Raw genomic sequence first — 18194 nt, forward strand, 5'->3', positions numbered from 1 at the left:
GCCCGTACCGACAACCCGCCCGCCCTGTCTGGTGGATGACCGCTCCTTCGGTGTGCCGGTGAAGGTGACCCGGGGCGCCCGGGAAAGGTTGCTTCCCTCATCCCCGGCGACCCTTCGTCCCCGGCGACGCTGCATCCCCTGCGCTTCTTCGTCCCCTCCCCCGACGCGACCATTCTCCTCCGTCTCCGGCGGCCTCCCGCACCTGCCCGCGCCCGCCAACCGGGCGACGGTGCGCCCGGGACCGGCATGGTTTCCCAGCCGACGACGGACCGTCTCCAAGACTGATACCCGTACTCGGCCGGAGGCCGAGCGGGAGGGAGCGGAGCCGGGCATGGACGACGACAGCGGCCACCCGGGCGGCGCCCGGTCCCGCACGCCGTCCGGCGGCACCGACCCGGGAGCCGGTGGACGTGCCGGGGTCCTCGGTACCGCGCTCGCCGGGGTGCTGGCCTTCGCCCTGTCCTCCGGGTCCTGGCAATGGTTCTCCACCTATATCGGCCTCACCCTGCTCGCGGTGATCCTCGCCTTCACCCGGCCACCGGTGCCGACGCCGGGCGGGGGCGGTGCGTACATCCGAGGTCTGACCGTCTACGCCCTGGTCGTCGGGTTGTGCGTGGCGCTGGCGGTGGCGCCCGCGATGCAGCGCTGGGCGTGGTTCTTCCCCATGCCCGGCACCCGCGCCGACTGCGCCCAGCTGGGCGACCACGCCGCGCTCCAGACCCGGGCCGATCTGGGCGACCTGGCGGACCGGGCCGGTACCGCGCTGTCGTACGCGCAGAGCGACCAGCGCCAGCACGCCGTGAACGACTGTCTGGCGGCCACGACGACACAGTGGCTGCCGGTGTACGGGCTGGCGGCGGCGGTGGTGGCGGCGCTCGCGGTGTGGGCGGTGGCCGGACGGGGAGGGGCAAAGGCCCGTGCGCGATGAGTTCCCAGGGCCTCGGGAGTCTCTCCTTCCGGATGCCTGCGGATGACTGCGGATCGCTACCGACCGCTGCGGATGTCTGCGGACCGCTACCGACCGCTGCGGATCGCTGCACGCGCGGCAGCGGGAGACAGGCATACGCGCGGCGGCGCGACACCTCATCTCACACACGGAGGACACCATGACGACCACCCCGGACGGCCCGCCCACCGCACTGCCCGGTCGCCCGCCCATCGTGGACCTGGCCACCTGGCAGACCGCCCGGGACGAGTTGCTGGTCCGCGAGAAGGCCCACACCCACGAGGGCGACGCCATCGCGGCGGCCCGGCGCCGGCTGCCGATGGTGGAGTTCGACGGGACGGTCGAGGTCGTCGGACCCGACGGCCCGGTCCCGTTCCTGGACCTGTTCCAGGGCCGTGACGAACTGCTGGTCTACAAGCACATGTGGCACGACGGCGCCCCGCACCAGGGCCAGTGCGAGGGCTGCACCACGGCGGTCTGGCACCTCGGGAAGGCGGCGTACCTCCACGCGCGCGGTGTCTCCTTCGCCGTGCTGACCACCGGCCGCTGGGAGGAGGTGGCCCCCTTCGTCGCGTTCATGGGGTACACCGAGCCCTGGTACTCGGTCCGGGATGTGGAGGGTCCGGTCGGCGCCCCCATGGGCTACCTCACCTCCTTCCTCCGGGACGGCGACCGCGTGTTCCTCACCTACTCCACGACCGGGCGCGGCAACGAGCCGCTCAATGTGGCGCTGAGCATGCTCGACATGACGCCCTACGGACGCGGCGAGGCCTGGCAGGACACTCCGGAGGGCTGGCCCGAGGGCCACGAGGCGTGCTGGTACTGGCGCTCGGACGCGGACGGCCACCAGACCTGGGGTCCGACCAGCCGCCCGGTGCCCCAGTGGACGCGGCCCGGCGCCACGCCCGTGGAGACACTGGGCCGGACCGGGAGCCACAGCTGAGCACCCCGGCCGCCCCGCCCGTCACGCCCCCCGCCGTCCGGTCCACGCCCAGACGGCCAGCCCCAGGCAGCTGAACCCGGCGCCCAGCGCGCAGACGGCTCCCCACCCGGCCGCCGAGTAGAGGGCCGTACCACCGAGGGCGCCGAGCGCGCTGCCGATCGAGTAGCAGACCATGTAGCCGCCGATCACCCGGCTGCCCGCGTCGGGGCGCAGTTCGTAGATGACGGTCTGGTTGGTGACATGGACGGCCTGGACGGCGAGGTCGAGCAGGATCACTCCGGCGGCCAGCGCCCACAGCGAACTGCGGGTGAGGGCCAGCGGCAGCCAGGAGAGGGCGAGCAGCGCCAGGGCGGTGCCGGTGGTGCGGTGCGCGAACCCCCGGTCGCCCAGGCGTCCCGCCACGCTCGCGGCCAGCGCGCCCACGACACCGATCAGCCCGAACGCCCCGATCGCGCTGTGGGACAGGGTGTACGGGGCCTCGCTGAGCGGCAGCGCGACACTGCTCCACAGGGTGCTGAAGGAGGCGAAGACCAGCAGGGCGTACAGGGCGCGGAGCCGCAGGACGCGTTCCTCGGCGAAGAGGGTGAAGGTGGAGCGCAGGAGGTGACCGTAGCGCGGCCTGGATGGACGTGGCACACCGCCGAGGGTGGCAGCGGCACCGGGGTGGGGCAGTACGCGGTGCAGGACCAGCGCGAGGAGTGCGGTGAGGGCCGCCGAGGCGAGGTAGACGGAGCGCCAGCCCGCGAGGTCGGCCAGGAGGCCGGACACCGTGCGGGCGAGCAGGATGCCGATGACCACACCGCCGGTGACCAGGCCGACGACGCGTCCGCGCCCGGCGGGCGGGGCCAGGGACGCGGCGAAGGCGACGAGGGTCTGGGTGACGACCGCGAGCAGGCCCATCGCGGCCATGCCCACCAGCAGCATCGCCGCCGACCGCGCGACGGCGACCAGGCCCAACGCCCCTACCAGCAACACTAGTTGAGTCACTACCAATCGGCGGCGGTCGGTGATGTCGCCCAGCGGGACGAGGAGGAGGAGACCCAGGCCGTAGCCGATCTGGGTGAGGGTGACGACCGCGCCGACGAGCGCGGGGCTCATCGCGAGGTCGTGCCCCATGGTCACCAGGAGCGGCTGGGCGAAGTACACATTGGCCACGGCCGCCCCGCAGGCGACGGCGAACAGCAGGACGAGGCCGCGGGACATGGCCTGCACCGGGTTCGGCCCGCCACCGCCCTCCCCCGCAGCGACCGGTCTCAGGGCGTCACGACCCTCGGACATGGGCATTCCCATTCCCCCACCCACCCTCTCCCCATCTCGGTTTCATCTTGCTACCACTAGGACGAGAGGGCACGCTAGCCTGACTGGTAGCATGTTGCAACCAGCAATACCGTGAGCAGGAGAGCGAGGGGCCCGATGGTCACCCGGACACGCTTCGACGACAGTGAGTGCCCCGTCGCCCGGTCGGTGGACGCGATCGGCGACTGGTGGTCCCTGCTGATCGTGCGGGACGCCTTCGACGGAAGTCGGCGGTTCGGGGAGTTCCAGCGCAGTCTGGGCGTGGCGAAGAACATCCTCTCCGCCCGGCTGCGGGCGCTGGTCGCCGGCGGGGTCCTCACCTGCGTACCGGCCTCGGACGGCAGCGCCTATCACGAGTATGTGCTGACCCCGAAGGGCGAAGCCCTGTTCCCGGTCATCGTGGCACTGCGGCAGTGGGGCGAGGGGCATTTCTTCGCCCCCGGGGAACCGCACTCGGAGCTGGTCGACCGCCGGGCGGGACAGCCGCTGCGGGGTCTGGACGTGAGGTCGGCGGACGGGCGGCGGCTGTCACCTGAGGAGACGGTGGTCAGGAAGGTGGGAAGCGAGGCGGGGTGACGGCGTCTCCGGTGCCTCCGGGATGCGGGATGCCGGGATTCCCAGGCAGCATCAGCTCCTGACGCACCGAGGACACCCCCGTCCTCACACCCAGCTCACCCCTCCTCGACCACCCAGCGCTCCGAGTCCGCCGGCAGTGCGAGGTGGTGCTCCAGGAGCCGGGTGAGGAGTTCGGTGAGGGCGAGTCGCTCGTCCCGGCCGGTGCTGTCCGTGCCCCAGTCGATGGTGGCGTAGCTCCCCGGCTCCCAGCTCACCACATCCCACGACACCGTCCCGAACAGACCGGACGGCAGGATCGCCTCGGGTGGATCGGTGTACGGGTGGGCGAGGTTGATCATGTTGCCGCGCAGTTGCAGCCAGCGCCGCTCGTCCTCCCGGTCGGCGAGGGTGATCGTGAAGTCGAAGTGTTCCGCCTCCAGTTCCTCGAAGAGGCGCTGCACGACGAGTTCGGGGTTCACTGCGGTCGCGGTCCTTCCGGAGCGGGGGTTGGCGGGGCGGAGAGACCAGGGACGGTCGTGGCTGGGCTGGGCTGGGCTGGGCCCACGATCTCATGGCAGCCCGCGCAGGGGTCACCGAGGGCGGGAGTGCCTCGGTCGCATCAGGTCGAGGTCCGCGCCCCAGGCGTCCAGTACCGCCCCGTGCCCGGCCGCTCGCGCCGCCGTCTCGACCCGGGCGAACAGGTGGCGCTGGCGGGCGGGATCGGCGGTGGTGGAGATGCGGTCCAGGTCGTGGAGCAGGCGGGCGGTGGGCCAGCCGGGGAGGGGGTGTCGGGTGAGTTCCCACTCCAGGTACTTGTTGTAGGGACGGGGGCGGTGGTCGAGGGCGAAGAGGAGGTCCAGGAGGAACCCCAGGCTGTCGGTGGCGTCCAGGCGGGCGGCGAGGGCCCCGCCGTCGCGGTGGTTCTTGAGCGAGCGGTAGAGGGAGTTGGCGTAGGCGTCGAGCTGGGCGGCGGCCGTCCGGAACGCCTCCTCGCCGCCCAGCCGGGCCTTCTGGGCGAGGATCTCGGCGATACCGCCTTCGAGGCGGTCCAGCACGACCTGGGCGCGGGCGAGGGCGTAGCGCTCGAAGCCGGGCAGGCCGACCGTGCGGAACTCGGCGAGGGAGATGACGATCAGGTCGAGTTCCGGGGTTCGGTGGCCCGTGAGGCGGGTGAGTGCGCTGGGCGTGCCGTCGGCGAGGACCACGTACAGATCGTGGTCGGAGTGCCGGGTGGTCATGCCCTGGTGGGCCCGGGAGCCCTTGAGGACGAGACCGACGACGGCCGGATCGGCGGTGGCGAGGGCGAGGAACGCGGGGTAGGTGAGGGGCTGCTGAGCGGTCATGGCGTGGATCTCCGACTCTGCGGGGGGTGACGACGGGTATGTCTGCCGGGGCCGCCCCGCCTTCGCTTCCCGGGGTGCCTTTGCCGTCCGCGGCGGTTCGGGGCCGCCGCCCGGAGAATCAACGCATCCCGCACAGGCTACCCACCCACCCGGGTCGGTCACCCGGCGCCGTCACATGCAGACCAACGTGGGCGGGGCGATCTGGTCGCGGAGGCCAGGTCCGGCGCTGCACATGGCGCGCACGGACGAGTCGCCCGCCGTCGAGCACCAGGCGCGGCCTGACGGACGGTAGGCATCTCGCACAGGGTCCGCTCGCCGCCCGGACACCGGCCGTTGAAGCCGCGTACCAGTTCACGCCTGACCGCGAACGCGCCCGAACCGGCCAGGCCGGTCACCCGTCGTCCGACCGTCGCCATCCTCCGTCGCTTTCCGGTCGATCCGGCCGATCCGGTCGCCGCAACCGGATGCACTTGTCCGGTTGCGGGGTACTGTGCGGGTGAACGACCCACGCCAGTAGTCCAGTTCACCCCGACCCACTACCCCGGGACACCTATGACCTCTCCCCTCCCCACCGCCGATGAGATCGCCGCGCTCCGGGAGCGCTACCGACGGGAACGTGAGCGGCGGGTGCGGCCGGACGGGGATCGTCAGTACCGGCGGGCCGAGGCCGAGTTCGGCTCCTTCGCCGCCGATCCCTACAGCGGGCCCGTCCCGGAGCGGGAGCCCCTGCGGGACTTGGTCGATGTGGCCGTGGTGGGCGGCGGGTTCGGCGGGATCCTCGCCGGGGCGCGGCTGCGGCAGCAGGGTGTGGGGCGGATCCGGATCCTGGACCAGGGCGGTGACTTCGGCGGCACCTGGTACTGGAACCGCTACCCGGGGGTGCACTGCGATGTCGAGGCACATGTCTATCTGCCGATGCTGGACGAGACGGGTTATGTACCGCGCTGGAAGTACGCCCCGGGTGAGGAGATCCGGCGTCACGCGATGCGGATCGCCGGGCAGTTCGGGCTGTACGAGGACGCGCTGTTCGCCACGACGGTGACCTCGCTGGCCTGGGACGACGACGCCGAGCGGTGGACGGTGACCACCGATCGCGGGGACGTGTTCCGGGCCACGTACATCGTCACCGCGACCGGCACGCTGTCCGATCCCAAGCTGCCCGGCATACCCGGTGTCGAGGACTTCCGGGGGCACATGTTCCACACCTCGCGCTGGGACTACGCCTACACCGGGGGCACCCCGGACGGCGGGCTGACCGGTCTCGCGGGCAAGCGGGTGGGGATCGTCGGCACCGGCGCCACCGCCGTGCAGGCCATCCCGCTGCTGGCGGAGTACGCGGCGCGGCTGTATGTGTTCCAGCGCACGCCCTCCGGCGTGGATGTGCGCGGCAACCGCCCCACCGGCGCGCGGGATGTCGACGCCGACCGGGCGGGCTGGGCGCGTGAGCGGCGGGAGAACTTCCTGCGGGTGGTGTCGGGCGAGGACACCGGGGGCACCGATCTCGTCGCGGACGGCTGGACGCGCAGCGCCGCCCTGCTGGAGAAGCTGCTGCCCAGCTTCCGCCGCGACGGGCCGGACGCGGGTGACCCGGAGGCGTTCGAGCGGGCCTACGAGGCCGCCGACGCGGCCAAGATGACGGAGTTGCGGGCCCGGGTCGAGGCGTCGGTCACCGACCCGGAGACGGCGGAGCGGCTCAAGCCCTGGTACCGGTACGGGTGCAAGCGCCCGGCGTTCTCCGACCTCTACTACCCGGCGTTCAACCGGGACAATGTCACCCTGGTGGACACCGCGCCGACCCAGGGCATCGAGCGGATCACCGGGCACGGGGCCGTCGTCGCCGGTACCGCCTACGACCTGGACTGTCTGATCTTCGCCACCGGGTTCTCGGTCGACACCTCCGGGCTGCTGTCCGGGCGGCTTCCCGTGCGGGGCCGCGGTGGGGTGCCGCTGCGGGAGGCGTGGCGGCGCGGGCCGCGCACCCTGCACGGCTTCACCAGCAACGGCTTCCCCAACCTCGTCCAGATGGGCTATCTGCACAACGCGGCCAGCGTCAACTTCACCCACATCCTGGACGAGCAGGCGGTGCACGCCGCCGCGCTGATCGGGGCCGCGGAGGCCGGGGGCGCGCTCGTGGAGCCGTCCCGCGAGGCGGAGGACGCCTGGCTGGCGACGCTGGCCGGGGAGTCCCCCGACCATGAGTGGTTCCACGCCGAGTGCACCCCCGGCTACTACAACGGAGAGGGCCGTGGCCGCCCCAACGGCCACGGCTATCCCCACAGCGCGCCCGCCTTCCACGCACTGCTCAGGCGCTGGCGGGCGGAGTCGATCGGCGAGATCCTCCGGGCCAGGGCCGAGCCGGTGCGGCCGACGGGCGGCGCCGGGTCACAGGAGGGTGCCGCGCAGGCCCTCCACCGCCGGTGACGGGACCGGGGCGGGCGCCGGTACGGGCCGGGGCCAGGCGATGTGGGCCTGGACACGCTCGGCGGCCCAGGTGATCAGCCGGGGGTCCTTGAGGGTGTCCACCCAGAGGTCGGTCAGGGCCGTGTTCTCGGCGCCGGGCCACGGTCCGACGCCGAGGACGCGCAGTCCGGCCCTGGCCGCCGCGAGGATCCCGCACTGGGTGCCCTCGACGGCCAGCGTCTCGCTCGGGGCGGCGCGGCAGATCCGGGCGGCGGTGAGATGGGTGTCCGGGTGCGGCTTGGCCCGTACGGTGTCCTCGGGGACCACCACCGCGCGGAAGTAGCCCAGCAGTCCGGTGTCGTCGAGGCATGACTCCACCACCTCGCGGGGGCAGTTGCTCGCGACGGCGAGGGGGGCGAAGCTCGCCGCGGCGGCCACCATCTCGCGGGCGCCGGGCATGGTGAGCGGTTGTTCGCCGACAGTTGCGCGGAAGTGGCGCAGCAGTCCGTCGGCGAGATCCCGGCCCAGGTCGGGCCGCCTGGTCACCTCGGCCATGAGCCGTCCGCACTCGATGTGGTGCAGGCCCTTGGCGCGCTCGGCGAAGCCCGCCGGAGGGGTGAGTCCCCTCTCGCGCAGGACACGCTCACGGGCTTCGGCCCAGTGGTGTTGGGTGTCCAGCAGCGTGCCGTCGCAGTCGAAGACGATGGCGGTCGGGGTCCAGGAAAGGATGCGATGAAGCGTCATCTGGGTGCTTTCCGTTCGGATGTGGGCCGCGGACACTGCGGGCCGGGATCCCGGCGGGCCTTCGCCCCGGGGGCGAGGGGCGCCGTCGGTTCGCCCGCGTACGCGGCCGTGCGGCACGGGCGCCGGACAGGACGCCAGGCCGTGAAGAGGGCCGGTGGGGTGCGGGCGAGCGCCCCCCACCGAGGAACATAACGATCGTTACGCTAGGAATCGACACGCTGTGCAGTCAAGAAATCACCGGTGGTTACACTCGGTCGGGCGAGCCGAAGCGCAACACGCCGACGGCACGGCGCTCGCCGTTCTGTTCGATGCGGAAGACGCAGGTGTGATGGTGCGGCACGGCGACGACCCGGGCGAGGGGGGCGAACTCGGTGAAGCGCAGCGCCTTGAGCCGGGCGCCGGTGAGCCGGACCAACTCCCCGTCGCTGGCCAGCGCGGCGGCCTGCCGGGCGGCCTCCAGCAGGACCATGCCGGGGACGTGGTCGGTGGCGTGGTCGTAGAAGAACGGGTGCCAGGGGTCGGCCGCGTCGGTCACCACCTGCCGGACGGGACGCGGTCCATGACCCGGCGTCATGGACCCGAGGGGACCGGGCGTGTCGTGCAGGGCACTGTCCGGCGCGGCGAGGAGCCCTACGACGACATCTCTCGGGTGGGCCACGCCGAGCCGGGCCGGGGCGGGCCGCAGGAGCCCGGCCGTGGGCGGCGGCTGCCGGGCGGCGACCAGTGGCCCGCGCAGGGCGGCGTACCGGGGGGCGGAGAGAAAGCGGGCGCCGCCGCCCGCCCGCGCGAACACCACTGGGCCCGCCAGGAATTCCACCCGCAGCCGCAATCCGGTGGCCGTGCCGTCGCGCTCGGTCCGCAGCCCGTCGGCCCACACCCGGCAACTGACCTGACTGGCACCGCGCACCGCCCGCGGCGCCAGCGCGGGATCGATGGTGAAGAAGAGATCGGTGATGAGAAATCGGGCGTCCGGGGCTACGCCGAAGTAGCGCAGCGGAATATAGATGCCGAGCTGCCGGAGCGTTTCCGCAACCATGAGCGGATGGTGCGTGGAAGGGCCGTCCAGCGGAAAGGTCGGATGCGATCGGGGCCAGCACGCGGCGGCCAGGAAGCGGTTCTCGTCAATGCGCCGGACATCCGTGAGGAGAACCTCAGCGACCGAGGTTCGATGGACCATTTCCCGGGGCACCGTGCGCGACCAGCTCAACGGCTGCTGCCGGCGCCGCGGCGCTGGTCGCGGCTGCCGCGACGGCGGCTCTCCGGGGGCCCGGGTTCCGCGCATTCGATGGTTCATTCTCACAGCAGACCTCAGTTCGAGACGGCCCGCACACCGACCGACTCCCACTCGGGCACAGGCGCTACATTGCCTGACGGAAGAGCAAAGTGAAACCTCCGCAAAGGTTGTGACACATGCAGGGGAAATCGACACGGCAGACACTCCTGGAAGCTGCGGCGAAATTGTTCGACGAACGCGGTTATGCCGGAACGAGTATCAGTGACATCAGCGCTCTTTCCGGGCGTACCAGTGGCGCCATCTACTTCCACTACACCAACAAGGAACAGTTGGCGGTCGCCGTCGTCGAGGAACACTTCGCGTTCTGGCCCCGCATGATCGAGCGCCACCGCACCACCGAACGTCCGGCGTTGGAGAAGCTGGTGGCGCTGAGCTTCACCGTCGCGCGCGCCTTCCGGGACGACGTCGTCGTCCGGGCCGGTTCCCGGCTGTGGATGGAGCGCAAGGCCATCGCCGCCCCGCTGCCCACGCCCTTCCTGAACTGGATCGCGGTGGTCACCGAGCTCCTCAAGGAGGCCGGAGCCGATGGCGAACTCGCCCCGGGCACCGACCCGGTCGGCGCCGCGCACAGCGTCGTCAGCGCCTTCTTCGGACTGCATACCGTCTCCGACGCCCTGGACGACCGGGCCCGTATCGAGCAGCGCCTGCACGATCTGTGGCTGCTCCTGCTGCGCGCCCTCCAGGCCCGGCCGGACCCCGTGGGACTGCTGGCCCGGGTCCGTGACGAACTCGCCGCCACCGGGCCTGACTGACTCGCTAGGCTCGCCCGATGACCGCTACGCACCCCTCCCCCAAGGTCCCCCACCTCGTCCTGCACGACTACGGGATGGGCGGTCTGTGGTGGTGGATACGGGCCCGCTCCGCGCGGGAGATCCTGGAGACCTTCGCCTGGGTCGAGGTGATCACGGACCCGGCGGTCGTGGCCCGTTTCCAGGACGGCGACCTGGACGAGGTCGACATCGACGCCCCGGTGATGCCGCCGGGGCTGGACGGTCTGCGGGCCGAGCGGGACGGCCAGCGGGGACGCCCGGGGTTCGGCGCGCTCGCCGGCCGGGACGTGGTCCATCTGCGGCGGCCCTGGGACGAGGACGACGACGAGCGGGTGGACCACCTCATGGAGCTGGACTCCGACGGCCGCCGGACCCGTCAGATCGAGCTGGCCGAGGACGGCAGCGCGGTCCGCGGCACCCCCGACGACTGGGCCTTCAACCCGCCGGTGGTGGATCTGTACGACCCGGTGGCGGCGGGTCAGGAGATCGGCCGCGAGGAGTTCGAGCGGCACTGGGCGAGGGCGCGGGCGGTGGACGGCGGGGAGGAGCGGGGCCCGGGGGGCTGATCACTCCGGTGCCGGGTGGGCGGACAGGACGATGCCCGCCTCCCGCATCAGCCGGCGTTCTTCCCGGGTGAAGGCCGGGCTGGTGAGCTGGGGGCGCAGGGGGCCCAGCAGGGCGGCGGTCAGGACGGCGGGGCGGAGCAGGGCCGTGCCCGGGGCCTGGAGGGTCATCACCTCGGTCATGGCGGTCGCCACGAGATGCGAGCCCGTGGCGGTCCGGGAGAGCCGGCCGGTGAAGCGGTGCAGCAGACGGTCGGCCGGGCCGGCCGTTCTGCCCCGGGCCGTGGGGTGGTGGACGTCCTGCCCGGCGGCGAGGCTCCAGGCGAGGTCCACCGGGCGGGCCACGGCCCGCTGGGCCCGCCGGGCGAGCCCGGTGCCGAGTCCGTCGGCGGCGAGCTGGTCGCGCAGCGCGAGGGCGCCCAGGGCGGCGACGGACATGCCGTGGCCGTAGACGGGGTTGAGCGCGGCGACGGCGTCCCCGAGCGCCACCAGTCCCTCGGGCCACCGGCTCAGGCGCTCGTAGTAGTAGCGGCGGCTGATGGTGCTGTGGGTGACGGTGACGTCCGTGAGGGGTTCGGCGTGGGCGAGGAGATCGGCGACGACGGGGTGGCGCAGGGTGCGGGCGAACGCCTCGAAGTCATCGGGGTCGCGGGTGGGCTGGCTGCCGGTGGTGCCCATCAGGCTGACATGCCAGCGGCCCTCCTCGATCGGCAGGATGCCCCCGGCCCGGCCGTGACCGGTCTGCGCCGGGGCGGCCTGCACATTGACGACCGGCCAGTTGTCGGTGGGGACGGGCGCCCGGTAGAGGCGGCTGGCGTAGGCGTAGCCCACGTCGATCTGGTCCTCGGTCAGACCGGTGACGCCGAGCGCGGTCAGCCAGCGCGGGGTGCGGGTGGACCGGCCGGAGGCGTCGACCACCAGGTCGGCGGGGGTGTCCCGCTCCACGCCGTCGGGGCCGCGCAGCCGTACGCCGGTGACCCGGCCCGCGTCGCCGAGCAGGGCGGTGGCCCGGGTGTGCGGGCGGAGGGTCACCTGGGGGTGTTTCAGGACGTGCTGGCGGATCACGAAGTCGGTCAGGTCCCGGCTGCCGGAGATCAGGAAGTGGGTGTCCCGCTGCCAGCGGCGGTACCAGCCCTCCGGCGCGTACATCACCATGTTGGTGGTCATCGGCACCCGGTGGGCGCCGGAGGCCAGCAACTGGCCCACCGCGCCCGGCAGCAGTTCCTCGATCGCCCTGGCCCCACCGGACACCAGGATGTGCAGATGGGCCGCCTGGGGCACACCGGCGCGGGGCTCCGGCCCGGCGGGGATGTCATGGGCGTCCACGATCTCGACCTCGGCGACATGGTCCTTCACGGCGGACGCGGCGAGCAGGCCGGCCAGGCTGCCGCCGATGATGACGGCCCGGCTGGGCGAGCTGGGTGACCGATCAGTCATGTGTCGTACTGCTTTCTGCGGAAGCACCGGGGTGGGTGCGGAACGGGGCGACGACGGGGGAGGTGAGCGCCCGGGACAGCGGGATCAGATCGTGCGGGCGCCAAGGGGCCTGCGCCGCGGCGGGCCTGGCCCGCTCGGGAAGACCCCGCTGCCGCCCGGCACCGGCGGCGACGATCATGGCCACGTCGGCGGTGACGGCGGCCCGGTCCTCGTCGTCCCCCAGGTCGACGGCGGCCCGGTACGCCTGGGCGCGCACGGCCTCGTCGAGGTAGGGGGACAGCGCCAGCAGCGCATCGTAGATGCTGGTCTGCCGCCAGGTCAGCCGGACGGCCGGCGGGGACCACCAGGGCAGCGAGACCCGCAGCGCCCCCGGCGTCGGGATCCGGCGCAACTCCCGCCACAGCGGGTCCAGTTCACGCAGCTTGCGCAGGGACGCGAGGTTCTCGGCGACGCGCGGCCCGGCCAGCGGCAGGGCGAAGCCGATGACACCGAACAGGGCGGAGGGGGCGGCGAACTGGGGGGCGACCTTGTCGATGAGGAAGCTCCAGTCATGGCCCAGCCAGAGCGCGACGACGGCGACGAGTTTGGTGACGTCGTAGCAGACATGGAGGATGTAGGTGGGCACGAGGAACAGCAGTCCGGCACGGAGGAAGCCGCCGACCTGCGCGGACCAGCGCCAGCACAGGACGCTGGTCGCGAGCGTGGCCGCGCAGTGCGCCACCAGATAGGTGACGATCATCTCCCGGATGTACGGGGTGGTGGCGTAGTAGGCGTCGAACAGGGTGATCTGTTCCACCGGGGTCTCGCCCGCCCAGAACAGCACGACGATCGCGACGATCACGGTGCTGTAGACGGCGACACAGATCCGGGAGGCCCGGCGGGTCCGCTCGGGCGGGGCGGGACGCCAGTTGATGATGAGCAGCAGACTCGCGCCGGAGAACGCGATCATCGACGAATACGCCACCGGGGCCGCGAAGTTGGGCACTCCGGTGAACCGGTTCAGTGCGGCGATGGAGTCCGGCGCGGCGAAGAAGAAGATCATCGCGCCGGTGAAGAGCAGCAGACAGGCGGCCCGCAGCAGCATGTCCTGCGGTCTGCGGAACAGTGCGGGGAACTTGGCCAGGCAGATCGCGAGCAGCAGGGCGCCGCAGAGGTAGAACAGGGTGTTGTCGGGTCCGCTCTTCACCGGGTGCGGCTCCTTGTGCGGTCCGCCGCGTGCCGGGCGGTCCGGGTGGCGGGCCGGTGCGCCGTCATGTGCGTCGCCTGCGGTGCGCCATGGAGACCTCGATGCGTCCCGCCAGTTGCGCCGTGTCCGCGACAGCGCGGGAGGCCGCTACCGCCGCCTGCACGCTGGTCGCGAAGCGGACCCCGAAGAACTCGGCGTCCTCCTCGTGCTGATCGGCGCCGGAGCCGGTGCGCATGGCGATGTGCATCCGGGGCGGCGCGGGCTCGCCGGAGCCGGAACCGGGCTCGGTGTCGGTGTCGGTGGCCGTGAGCCGGGCCAGGAGGGTGGTGAGGGCGTCGGCGCGGGGGGTGTCCTGGGCGCGGGCGGCGACCGTGCCGTGCGCGGTGAGCGAGGAGCAGTGGCCTTGGAACATGTGCCAGGTCTCATGGCCCAGGATGACCAGTTGATGCCCCGGGTCGGTGTGCTGCTCGAAGGCGAGGATGTCGAAGCCGGAGTGATCGATCCACACCCCGCTGGCGGTCTCGGGCGGGAACGCCACGGCCCGTAACTTCACCGGCCGTCCGCGTACCTTCTCGATGGCCGCGCCGACGGCGGGCAGCAGATCCTCCTCACGCTCGCAGGGCCCGAGGGCGGCCACCAGTCGTGTGCTGAGCCGTCGCATGGACCATGGTTCCGCAGTCACCGCTCGTTCCCGTTCCTTCGGTCACTCGTGCGTGGACGACTTCTTGGAGTCGCTGGGCGTGTGCTCGTCGCTGGGCATGTGCTGGTCGGTGGGCGTGTGCTCGTCGCCGGGTCAGGGCCGGTCGGTGGGTGGGTCCGGGTGCCGGTGCTCGTACGCGCTGAGTTCCAGGAGCGCGGTGAGGGTGGCGTTGAGGACGTTCCAGCGCTCCGGCGGCAGGTTCCCGGCCTTCCGCAGGGCGATGCCGCGGATCTCGCCGTACCCGTGCGTGGCGGCGGCCAGGGGATCGGGGGCGGCGCGCGGGCCCTCGGGCCGTGGTTCCAGTGTGGCGAGCAGGGGGCGCAGGACGCGGTGGAGGGCGTCGGCGGCGGGCGCGGTGAAGAAGGCCTCGCCGCCCTCGACCCGGAAGAAGCCGACCAGGCCGTGGAGGAGTTCGATGCTGGGCACCTTCTGGCCGGAGCACACCTGCCGTGCCCAGTAGGCGGAGACCGACAGCTGCCGTGAGACCTCGCCCGCGAGGTCCGACATCCGCTGGCCGGTGCGGGCCAGCCGGGCCGCGGAGAGGATCCGGATCCGGTCGCGCACCCGGTCGTTCACCGTGTCGGGCGACGGCCGCCCGCCCTTGAGCAGGGTGCGGACGGTGGTCACGGGAAGGGCCGTGCGCGCCGCGAGGTCCTCCGGGTCGAGCAGGTCCGGCCGCCGGACACCCCGCTCCTCGATCAGCGCCTCAAGACGCTCCAGGGTCCTGCGCAGGGCGGGGCCAGAGTCCACCCGAGGTCTCCCCGTGATCGGCGTCGATGCGGATTGGTCTGTGCATGGCACCCTAGTCCGCCCGCCGACCGACGATCAACGATCGTTTCCGGCCGTCTTCGAGCGTTGACGACCGGGTATGGATCATTACTGGTCATCCGGCCGGTGCGATGGGCGAGGACGCGGGCGGAGTGAGCAGCCGGTGGCCGCCGACCCACCGGCCACCGGTCGCTGGTGACCTGTCACCGGGAACCTAGGCTGACCGGGCGCGGCGGCGACGACGATCCGGTTCGAGGGGGCGTATGACCCAGACACATGAGTGGGCGGGCCAGACGGATGAGGTGCGGCGGTTCTGGGAGCGGCTGGGGGTGCCGGGCCTGGTCGACGTCCACACCCATTTCATGCCCGAGCGCGTCCTGCGCAAGGTCTGGCACTACTTCGACTCCCTCGACCCCGGCGACGGCACCCCCGCCTGGCCCATCACCTACCGGGCCGACGAGGACGAACGCCTCGCGGTACTGCGGGACTTCGGGGTCCGTGCCTTCACCTCGATGCTCTATCCGCACAAGCCCGGGATGGCCGCCTGGCTGAACGCCTGGTCCGCCGACTTCGCCCGCCGCACCCCGGACTGTCTCGCCACGGCCACCCTGTTCCCCGAACCGGGCGTCACCGCCTATGTCCGGGAGGCCGTCGAGGGCGGGGCGCGGGTGTTCAAGGCGCATGTCCAGGTGGGGGCGTACGACCCGGCCGACGACGCCCTCGACGCCGTCTGGGGCCTGCTGGCCGAGGCCGGTGTCCCCATCGTGATCCACTGCGGCTCGGGCCCCGCGCCCGGCGCGTTCACGGGGCCCGCCCCCGTGGCCCGCGTCCTCGCCCGGCATCCCCGCCTGCGGCTGGTCCTCGCCCACATGGGCATGCCGGAGTACGAGGACTTCCTCGGCCTCGCCGAGCGGTACCGGGAGGTGCGGCTCGACACCACCATGGTGTTCACCGCCTTCGCCGACCGGCTCGCGCCCTTCCCGCGCCGCGCACTGCCCCGCCTCGCCGACCTCGGCGACCGGATCCTCCTCGGCACCGACTTCCCCAACATCCCCTATCCGTACGTCCACCAGCTGGACGCCCTGGCGGACCTCGGGCTCGGGGACGCCTGGCTGCGGGCGGTCTGCCACGACAACGGGGCCAAGCTGTTCGGACTGTGAGCGGGGCCCGGCCCTGGCCCCGGATGCTCCCGGTCGGGTGACCGTCCCGGCGCCCACCGGAGCTGCGCCCCCGGCACCGGCCCCGCGCGGTTCACACTGAGGCCGTGGATGTCGAGGAGGTCGCCCAGGAGCTGTACGGGCTGAAGCCGTCGGAGTTCATCGCGGCCCGGGACGCGTACGTCGCCCAGGCCCGGACGGAGCGGGACAGCTCGGCGGCGAAGGCCGTCGCCGCCCTGCGGCGGCCGTCCCTCGCGGCCTGGGCGGCGAATCAGCTGGCCCGCCGCCGCCCCGAGGAGACCCGGCAGTTCCTCGCGCTGGCCGAGACCCTGCGGGAGGCCCACCGCACCCTGGACCGGGAGCAACTGCGCGAGGCCGGCCGCCGCCGCAACCAGCTGGTCGGGGCGCTGGCCCGCACCGCCGCCGACCTGGCCCGGGAGGACGGCCAGCCGGTCAGCGGCACGGTGCGGTACGAGATCGAGGGGATCCTCCAGGCGGTCCTGGCCCGGCCCGACACCGCCGCACTCTGGTCGCGGGGCCGTCTCACCAAGCTGCCGGACGGCACGGTCGACTTCTCGGCGGTGGCGCCGCAGGAGATGCCCGCGCGGGCGGCGTCCGAGGCCGGGCGCCCCGCCGCCGCCCGGACCGAGGCGCCCGCGCGCACCGCCGCACAGCGCCGGGAACTGGAGCGGGCCCGCGCCGAGGCACGGGACGCCAGGGCGCTGGTGCGGCGCCGCGAGGAGGAGCTCACCGCGGCGCGGGCGCGGCGGACGGCGGCCGTGGAGCGGGCCGAGGGCGCGGCGGAGGACGTGCGTCGGCTGGAGCGCGAGATGGCGACGGCCCGCCGGACCCGGACCGCCGCCCACGCGGAGGCGGCGGAGGCGGGCGCGTCGGTCAGGGCGGCGGAGCGGGCGCTGAGTGAGGGGCGCAGGGCGGCGGGGCGGGCGGATCGGGATGTCGGGTGGTTGGAAGGGGGGCGGGGCGGGCGGTAGACGGGGGCGGCGGCCGACTTGCCGGACCCGGGACCCGGTGTGCGGGAAGAGCACCTGGGAGACCGTCGGCTCCGCCGTCGGGGCGGGCCGTCGTCCGGCGGCCCCTCTACGCCGGGGTGAGCCGGAGGCCGGGGCGCAGCAGTACCCGGGCCGACTCCCGTAGCAGGTCGCCCAGCGCGGACCGGTACGGCGGGTCGCCGCCGGTCTCGTCGAGGAGGGTGAGTGCCCGGTCCCGGAAGCCGGCGACCGACTGCTCGTAGAGCTGAAGCGCGGCGGGGCTCAGGAGCAGTCCGGCCAGTTCCTCACGGGCGGCCGGGGAGTCCCGCGCCGCCCCGTGCACCTGGGGGAGGCGCCGGGCCGATTCCGGGTCCGCCGCGTCGTACGCGCAGGCCAGGAGATAGGTGACCGTCCCGTTGTCCAGGTCCTCGTTGCGGCCCGAGAGGATGTCGTCCTGGTCGTTGAGGATCTGCCAGAGGATGCCGAGGACCACCCCGAACTCCCGCCACCGTTCCACCCGGTCCCCGGGCGCCCCGGCCAGTTGCGCGGCCATCGCGGTGACCATGCTGAAGGGGGCCCCGGACTTGGCCGCGTACGCCTCGGCGACCGCTTCCCGGGTCACCCGGGACGACACCCCGTGCAGATCCCTGAGCTGACCTTCCGTCGCCCGCACCCAGCAGGTCACTATCTCCCGCGACAGCACCCCGCGCAGTGGCTCCGGGACACGGGCCGACTGGACGACCAGCAGCGGCAGCGGGGTGCCGGTGATCACCGCCGCGAGCAGCGCGTCACTCGGGTCCAGACCGCCCACGGTGTAGGCGCCGCCGGTGTCGGCCAGATCGTCCATCCAGCAGGCCGACGTCCACCACAGATCGTGGACCGCCGCCAGCGGAAGGGCCGGGTCGGGGACGCCCGTCTCGGCGCCGTGCACCAGCAACGGCAGTACCGACAGGGGGGACTTGAACGTCCGGTCGTCCAGCAGTCGGGCGACCACGGAGCGCAGCTCGGGCGTCCGGGGGCCCAGCAGATCCAGTGCCGCCGCTCGCTCCGCCGCGATGTCGGGTGCCATGCGCCGGTGCAGTTCCCGGTACGAGGTCGCCATA

General features: G+C 73.0%; 18 protein-coding genes. 8 read left to right on the forward strand and 10 right to left on the reverse strand.

Translation table 11 applies throughout. The features are described from left to right. Window positions 1-331 precede the first annotated feature (331 nt). Both ABZX40_RS03355 and ABZX40_RS03360 read left to right on the forward strand, forming a co-directional pair. Window positions 332-928: a hypothetical protein gene (locus ABZX40_RS03355; protein WP_355731409.1), complete on the forward strand. Its 597-nt coding sequence runs from the start codon at window positions 332-334 to the stop codon at window positions 926-928. Window positions 929-1106: 178 nt separating this feature from the next. Continuing rightward, on the forward strand, window positions 1107-1889 hold the full coding sequence (locus ABZX40_RS03360) for a DUF899 family protein (protein WP_355731407.1): 783 nt from the start codon (window positions 1107-1109) through the stop codon (window positions 1887-1889). 21 nt (window positions 1890-1910) lie between these two features. Here ABZX40_RS03360 and ABZX40_RS03365 read toward each other — a convergent pair whose 3' ends face one another. Then, window positions 1911-3092, reverse strand: coding sequence for an MFS transporter (locus tag ABZX40_RS03365; RefSeq protein WP_355731514.1), 1182 nt, complete (start codon window positions 3090-3092; stop codon window positions 1911-1913). Between the two features lie 210 nt (window positions 3093-3302). Here ABZX40_RS03365 and ABZX40_RS03370 point away from each other — a divergent pair, with 210 nt between their 5' ends. Beyond that, complete coding sequence (locus ABZX40_RS03370; protein ID WP_355731405.1) at window positions 3303-3761, forward strand: helix-turn-helix domain-containing protein; 459 nt, start codon at window positions 3303-3305, stop codon at window positions 3759-3761. A gap of 95 nt (window positions 3762-3856) precedes the next feature. Here the strand turns inward: ABZX40_RS03370 and ABZX40_RS03375 are convergent, their stop codons facing one another. Both ABZX40_RS03375 and ABZX40_RS03380 read right to left on the reverse strand, forming a co-directional pair. Beyond that, window positions 3857-4219, reverse strand: coding sequence for a hypothetical protein (locus ABZX40_RS03375; RefSeq protein WP_355731404.1), 363 nt, complete (start codon window positions 4217-4219; stop codon window positions 3857-3859). Window positions 4220-4330: 111 nt separating this feature from the next. Next, complete coding sequence (locus ABZX40_RS03380; protein WP_355731402.1) at window positions 4331-5083, reverse strand: hypothetical protein; 753 nt, start codon at window positions 5081-5083, stop codon at window positions 4331-4333. A 552-nt stretch (window positions 5084-5635) separates the two neighbouring features. Between ABZX40_RS03380 and ABZX40_RS03385 the strand changes: the two genes are divergently transcribed. Then, entirely contained in the window at window positions 5636-7504 is a 1869-nt protein-coding gene (locus ABZX40_RS03385) for an NAD(P)/FAD-dependent oxidoreductase (RefSeq protein ID WP_355731400.1), read from the forward strand. On the opposite strand, the gene ABZX40_RS03390 is transcribed toward ABZX40_RS03385, so the two are convergent. Both ABZX40_RS03390 and ABZX40_RS03395 read right to left on the reverse strand, forming a co-directional pair. Continuing rightward, complete coding sequence (locus ABZX40_RS03390) at window positions 7466-8227, reverse strand: HAD family phosphatase (protein ID WP_355731398.1); 762 nt, start codon at window positions 8225-8227, stop codon at window positions 7466-7468. The two genes, ABZX40_RS03385 and ABZX40_RS03390, sit on opposite strands and share 39 nt — an antisense overlap. 244 nt (window positions 8228-8471) lie before the next feature. Next, window positions 8472-9521: a ScbA/BarX family gamma-butyrolactone biosynthesis protein gene (locus ABZX40_RS03395; RefSeq protein WP_356162419.1), complete on the reverse strand. Its 1050-nt coding sequence runs from the start codon at window positions 9519-9521 to the stop codon at window positions 8472-8474. Window positions 9522-9637: 116 nt separating this feature from the next. Here ABZX40_RS03395 and ABZX40_RS03400 point away from each other — a divergent pair, with 116 nt between their 5' ends. Both ABZX40_RS03400 and ABZX40_RS03405 read left to right on the forward strand, forming a co-directional pair. Next, a complete protein-coding gene (locus tag ABZX40_RS03400; protein WP_355731394.1) occupies window positions 9638-10273 on the forward strand; it encodes a ScbR family autoregulator-binding transcription factor in 636 nt (211 codons plus the stop codon). A gap of 17 nt (window positions 10274-10290) precedes the next feature. Next, window positions 10291-10857 (forward strand): hypothetical protein, encoded by a 567-nt coding sequence (locus tag ABZX40_RS03405; RefSeq protein WP_355731392.1) that lies wholly within the window; start codon window positions 10291-10293, stop codon window positions 10855-10857. On the opposite strand, the gene ABZX40_RS03410 is transcribed toward ABZX40_RS03405, so the two are convergent. The 4 genes from ABZX40_RS03410 to ABZX40_RS03425 form a co-directional block, all read right to left on the reverse strand. Then, the gene (locus tag ABZX40_RS03410) at window positions 10858-12291 is read right to left on the reverse strand and encodes an FAD-dependent monooxygenase (RefSeq protein WP_355731390.1); all 1434 of its coding nucleotides are present in this window, start codon (window positions 12289-12291) and stop codon (window positions 10858-10860) included. It abuts the gene before it with no gap. Further along, the gene (locus tag ABZX40_RS03415) at window positions 12284-13477 is read right to left on the reverse strand and encodes an MAB_1171c family putative transporter (RefSeq protein WP_355731388.1); all 1194 of its coding nucleotides are present in this window, start codon (window positions 13475-13477) and stop codon (window positions 12284-12286) included. The genes ABZX40_RS03410 and ABZX40_RS03415 overlap by 8 nt, the downstream gene beginning before the upstream one ends. Window positions 13478-13541: 64 nt before the next feature. Further along, a complete protein-coding gene (locus ABZX40_RS03420; RefSeq protein WP_355731386.1) occupies window positions 13542-14138 on the reverse strand; it encodes a toxin-antitoxin system, toxin component in 597 nt (198 codons plus the stop codon). Window positions 14139-14270: 132 nt separating this feature from the next. After that, a complete protein-coding gene (locus ABZX40_RS03425; RefSeq protein ID WP_355731384.1) occupies window positions 14271-14927 on the reverse strand; it encodes a hypothetical protein in 657 nt (218 codons plus the stop codon). Between the two features lie 281 nt (window positions 14928-15208). Here ABZX40_RS03425 and ABZX40_RS03430 point away from each other — a divergent pair, with 281 nt between their 5' ends. Beyond that, window positions 15209-16105, forward strand: coding sequence for an amidohydrolase family protein (locus ABZX40_RS03430; protein ID WP_355731382.1), 897 nt, complete (start codon window positions 15209-15211; stop codon window positions 16103-16105). Between the two features lie 104 nt (window positions 16106-16209). Continuing rightward, a complete protein-coding gene (locus ABZX40_RS03435; protein WP_355731380.1) occupies window positions 16210-17094 on the forward strand; it encodes a hypothetical protein in 885 nt (294 codons plus the stop codon). A gap of 106 nt (window positions 17095-17200) precedes the next feature. On the opposite strand, the gene ABZX40_RS03440 is transcribed toward ABZX40_RS03435, so the two are convergent. After that, on the reverse strand, window positions 17201-18193 hold the full coding sequence (locus tag ABZX40_RS03440; RefSeq protein WP_355731378.1) for a class 1 isoprenoid biosynthesis enzyme: 993 nt from the start codon (window positions 18191-18193) through the stop codon (window positions 17201-17203). Between the last annotated feature and the right edge of the window lies 1 nt (window position 18194).

It is taken from the genome of Streptomyces sp. NPDC004610 (assembly GCF_040609715.1).
Classification (GTDB): Bacteria; Actinomycetota; Actinomycetes; order Streptomycetales; family Streptomycetaceae; genus Streptomyces.

Coding starts and splice junctions, on each gene's coding strand:
- ABZX40_RS03355 (WP_355731409.1), top strand. CDS start 332: ATGGACGACGACAGCGGCCACCCGGGCGGCGCCCGGTCCCGCACGCCG.
- ABZX40_RS03360 (WP_355731407.1), top strand. CDS start 1,107: ATGACGACCACCCCGGACGGCCCGCCCACCGCACTGCCCGGTCGCCCG.
- ABZX40_RS03365 (WP_355731514.1), bottom strand. CDS start 3,092: ATGTCCCGCGGCCTCGTCCTGCTGTTCGCCGTCGCCTGCGGGGCGGCC.
- ABZX40_RS03370 (WP_355731405.1), top strand. CDS start 3,303: ATGGTCACCCGGACACGCTTCGACGACAGTGAGTGCCCCGTCGCCCGG.
- ABZX40_RS03380 (WP_355731402.1), bottom strand. CDS start 5,083: ATGACCGCTCAGCAGCCCCTCACCTACCCCGCGTTCCTCGCCCTCGCC.
- ABZX40_RS03385 (WP_355731400.1), top strand. CDS start 5,636: ATGACCTCTCCCCTCCCCACCGCCGATGAGATCGCCGCGCTCCGGGAG.
- ABZX40_RS03390 (WP_355731398.1), bottom strand. CDS start 8,227: ATGACGCTTCATCGCATCCTTTCCTGGACCCCGACCGCCATCGTCTTC.
- ABZX40_RS03395 (WP_356162419.1), bottom strand. CDS start 9,521: ATGAACCATCGAATGCGCGGAACCCGGGCCCCCGGAGAGCCGCCGTCG.
- ABZX40_RS03400 (WP_355731394.1), top strand. CDS start 9,638: ATGCAGGGGAAATCGACACGGCAGACACTCCTGGAAGCTGCGGCGAAA.
- ABZX40_RS03405 (WP_355731392.1), top strand. CDS start 10,291: ATGACCGCTACGCACCCCTCCCCCAAGGTCCCCCACCTCGTCCTGCAC.
- ABZX40_RS03410 (WP_355731390.1), bottom strand. CDS start 12,291: ATGACTGATCGGTCACCCAGCTCGCCCAGCCGGGCCGTCATCATCGGC.
- ABZX40_RS03420 (WP_355731386.1), bottom strand. CDS start 14,138: ATGCGACGGCTCAGCACACGACTGGTGGCCGCCCTCGGGCCCTGCGAG.
- ABZX40_RS03430 (WP_355731382.1), top strand. CDS start 15,209: ATGACCCAGACACATGAGTGGGCGGGCCAGACGGATGAGGTGCGGCGG.
- ABZX40_RS03440 (WP_355731378.1), bottom strand. CDS start 18,193: ATGGCGACCTCGTACCGGGAACTGCACCGGCGCATGGCACCCGACATC.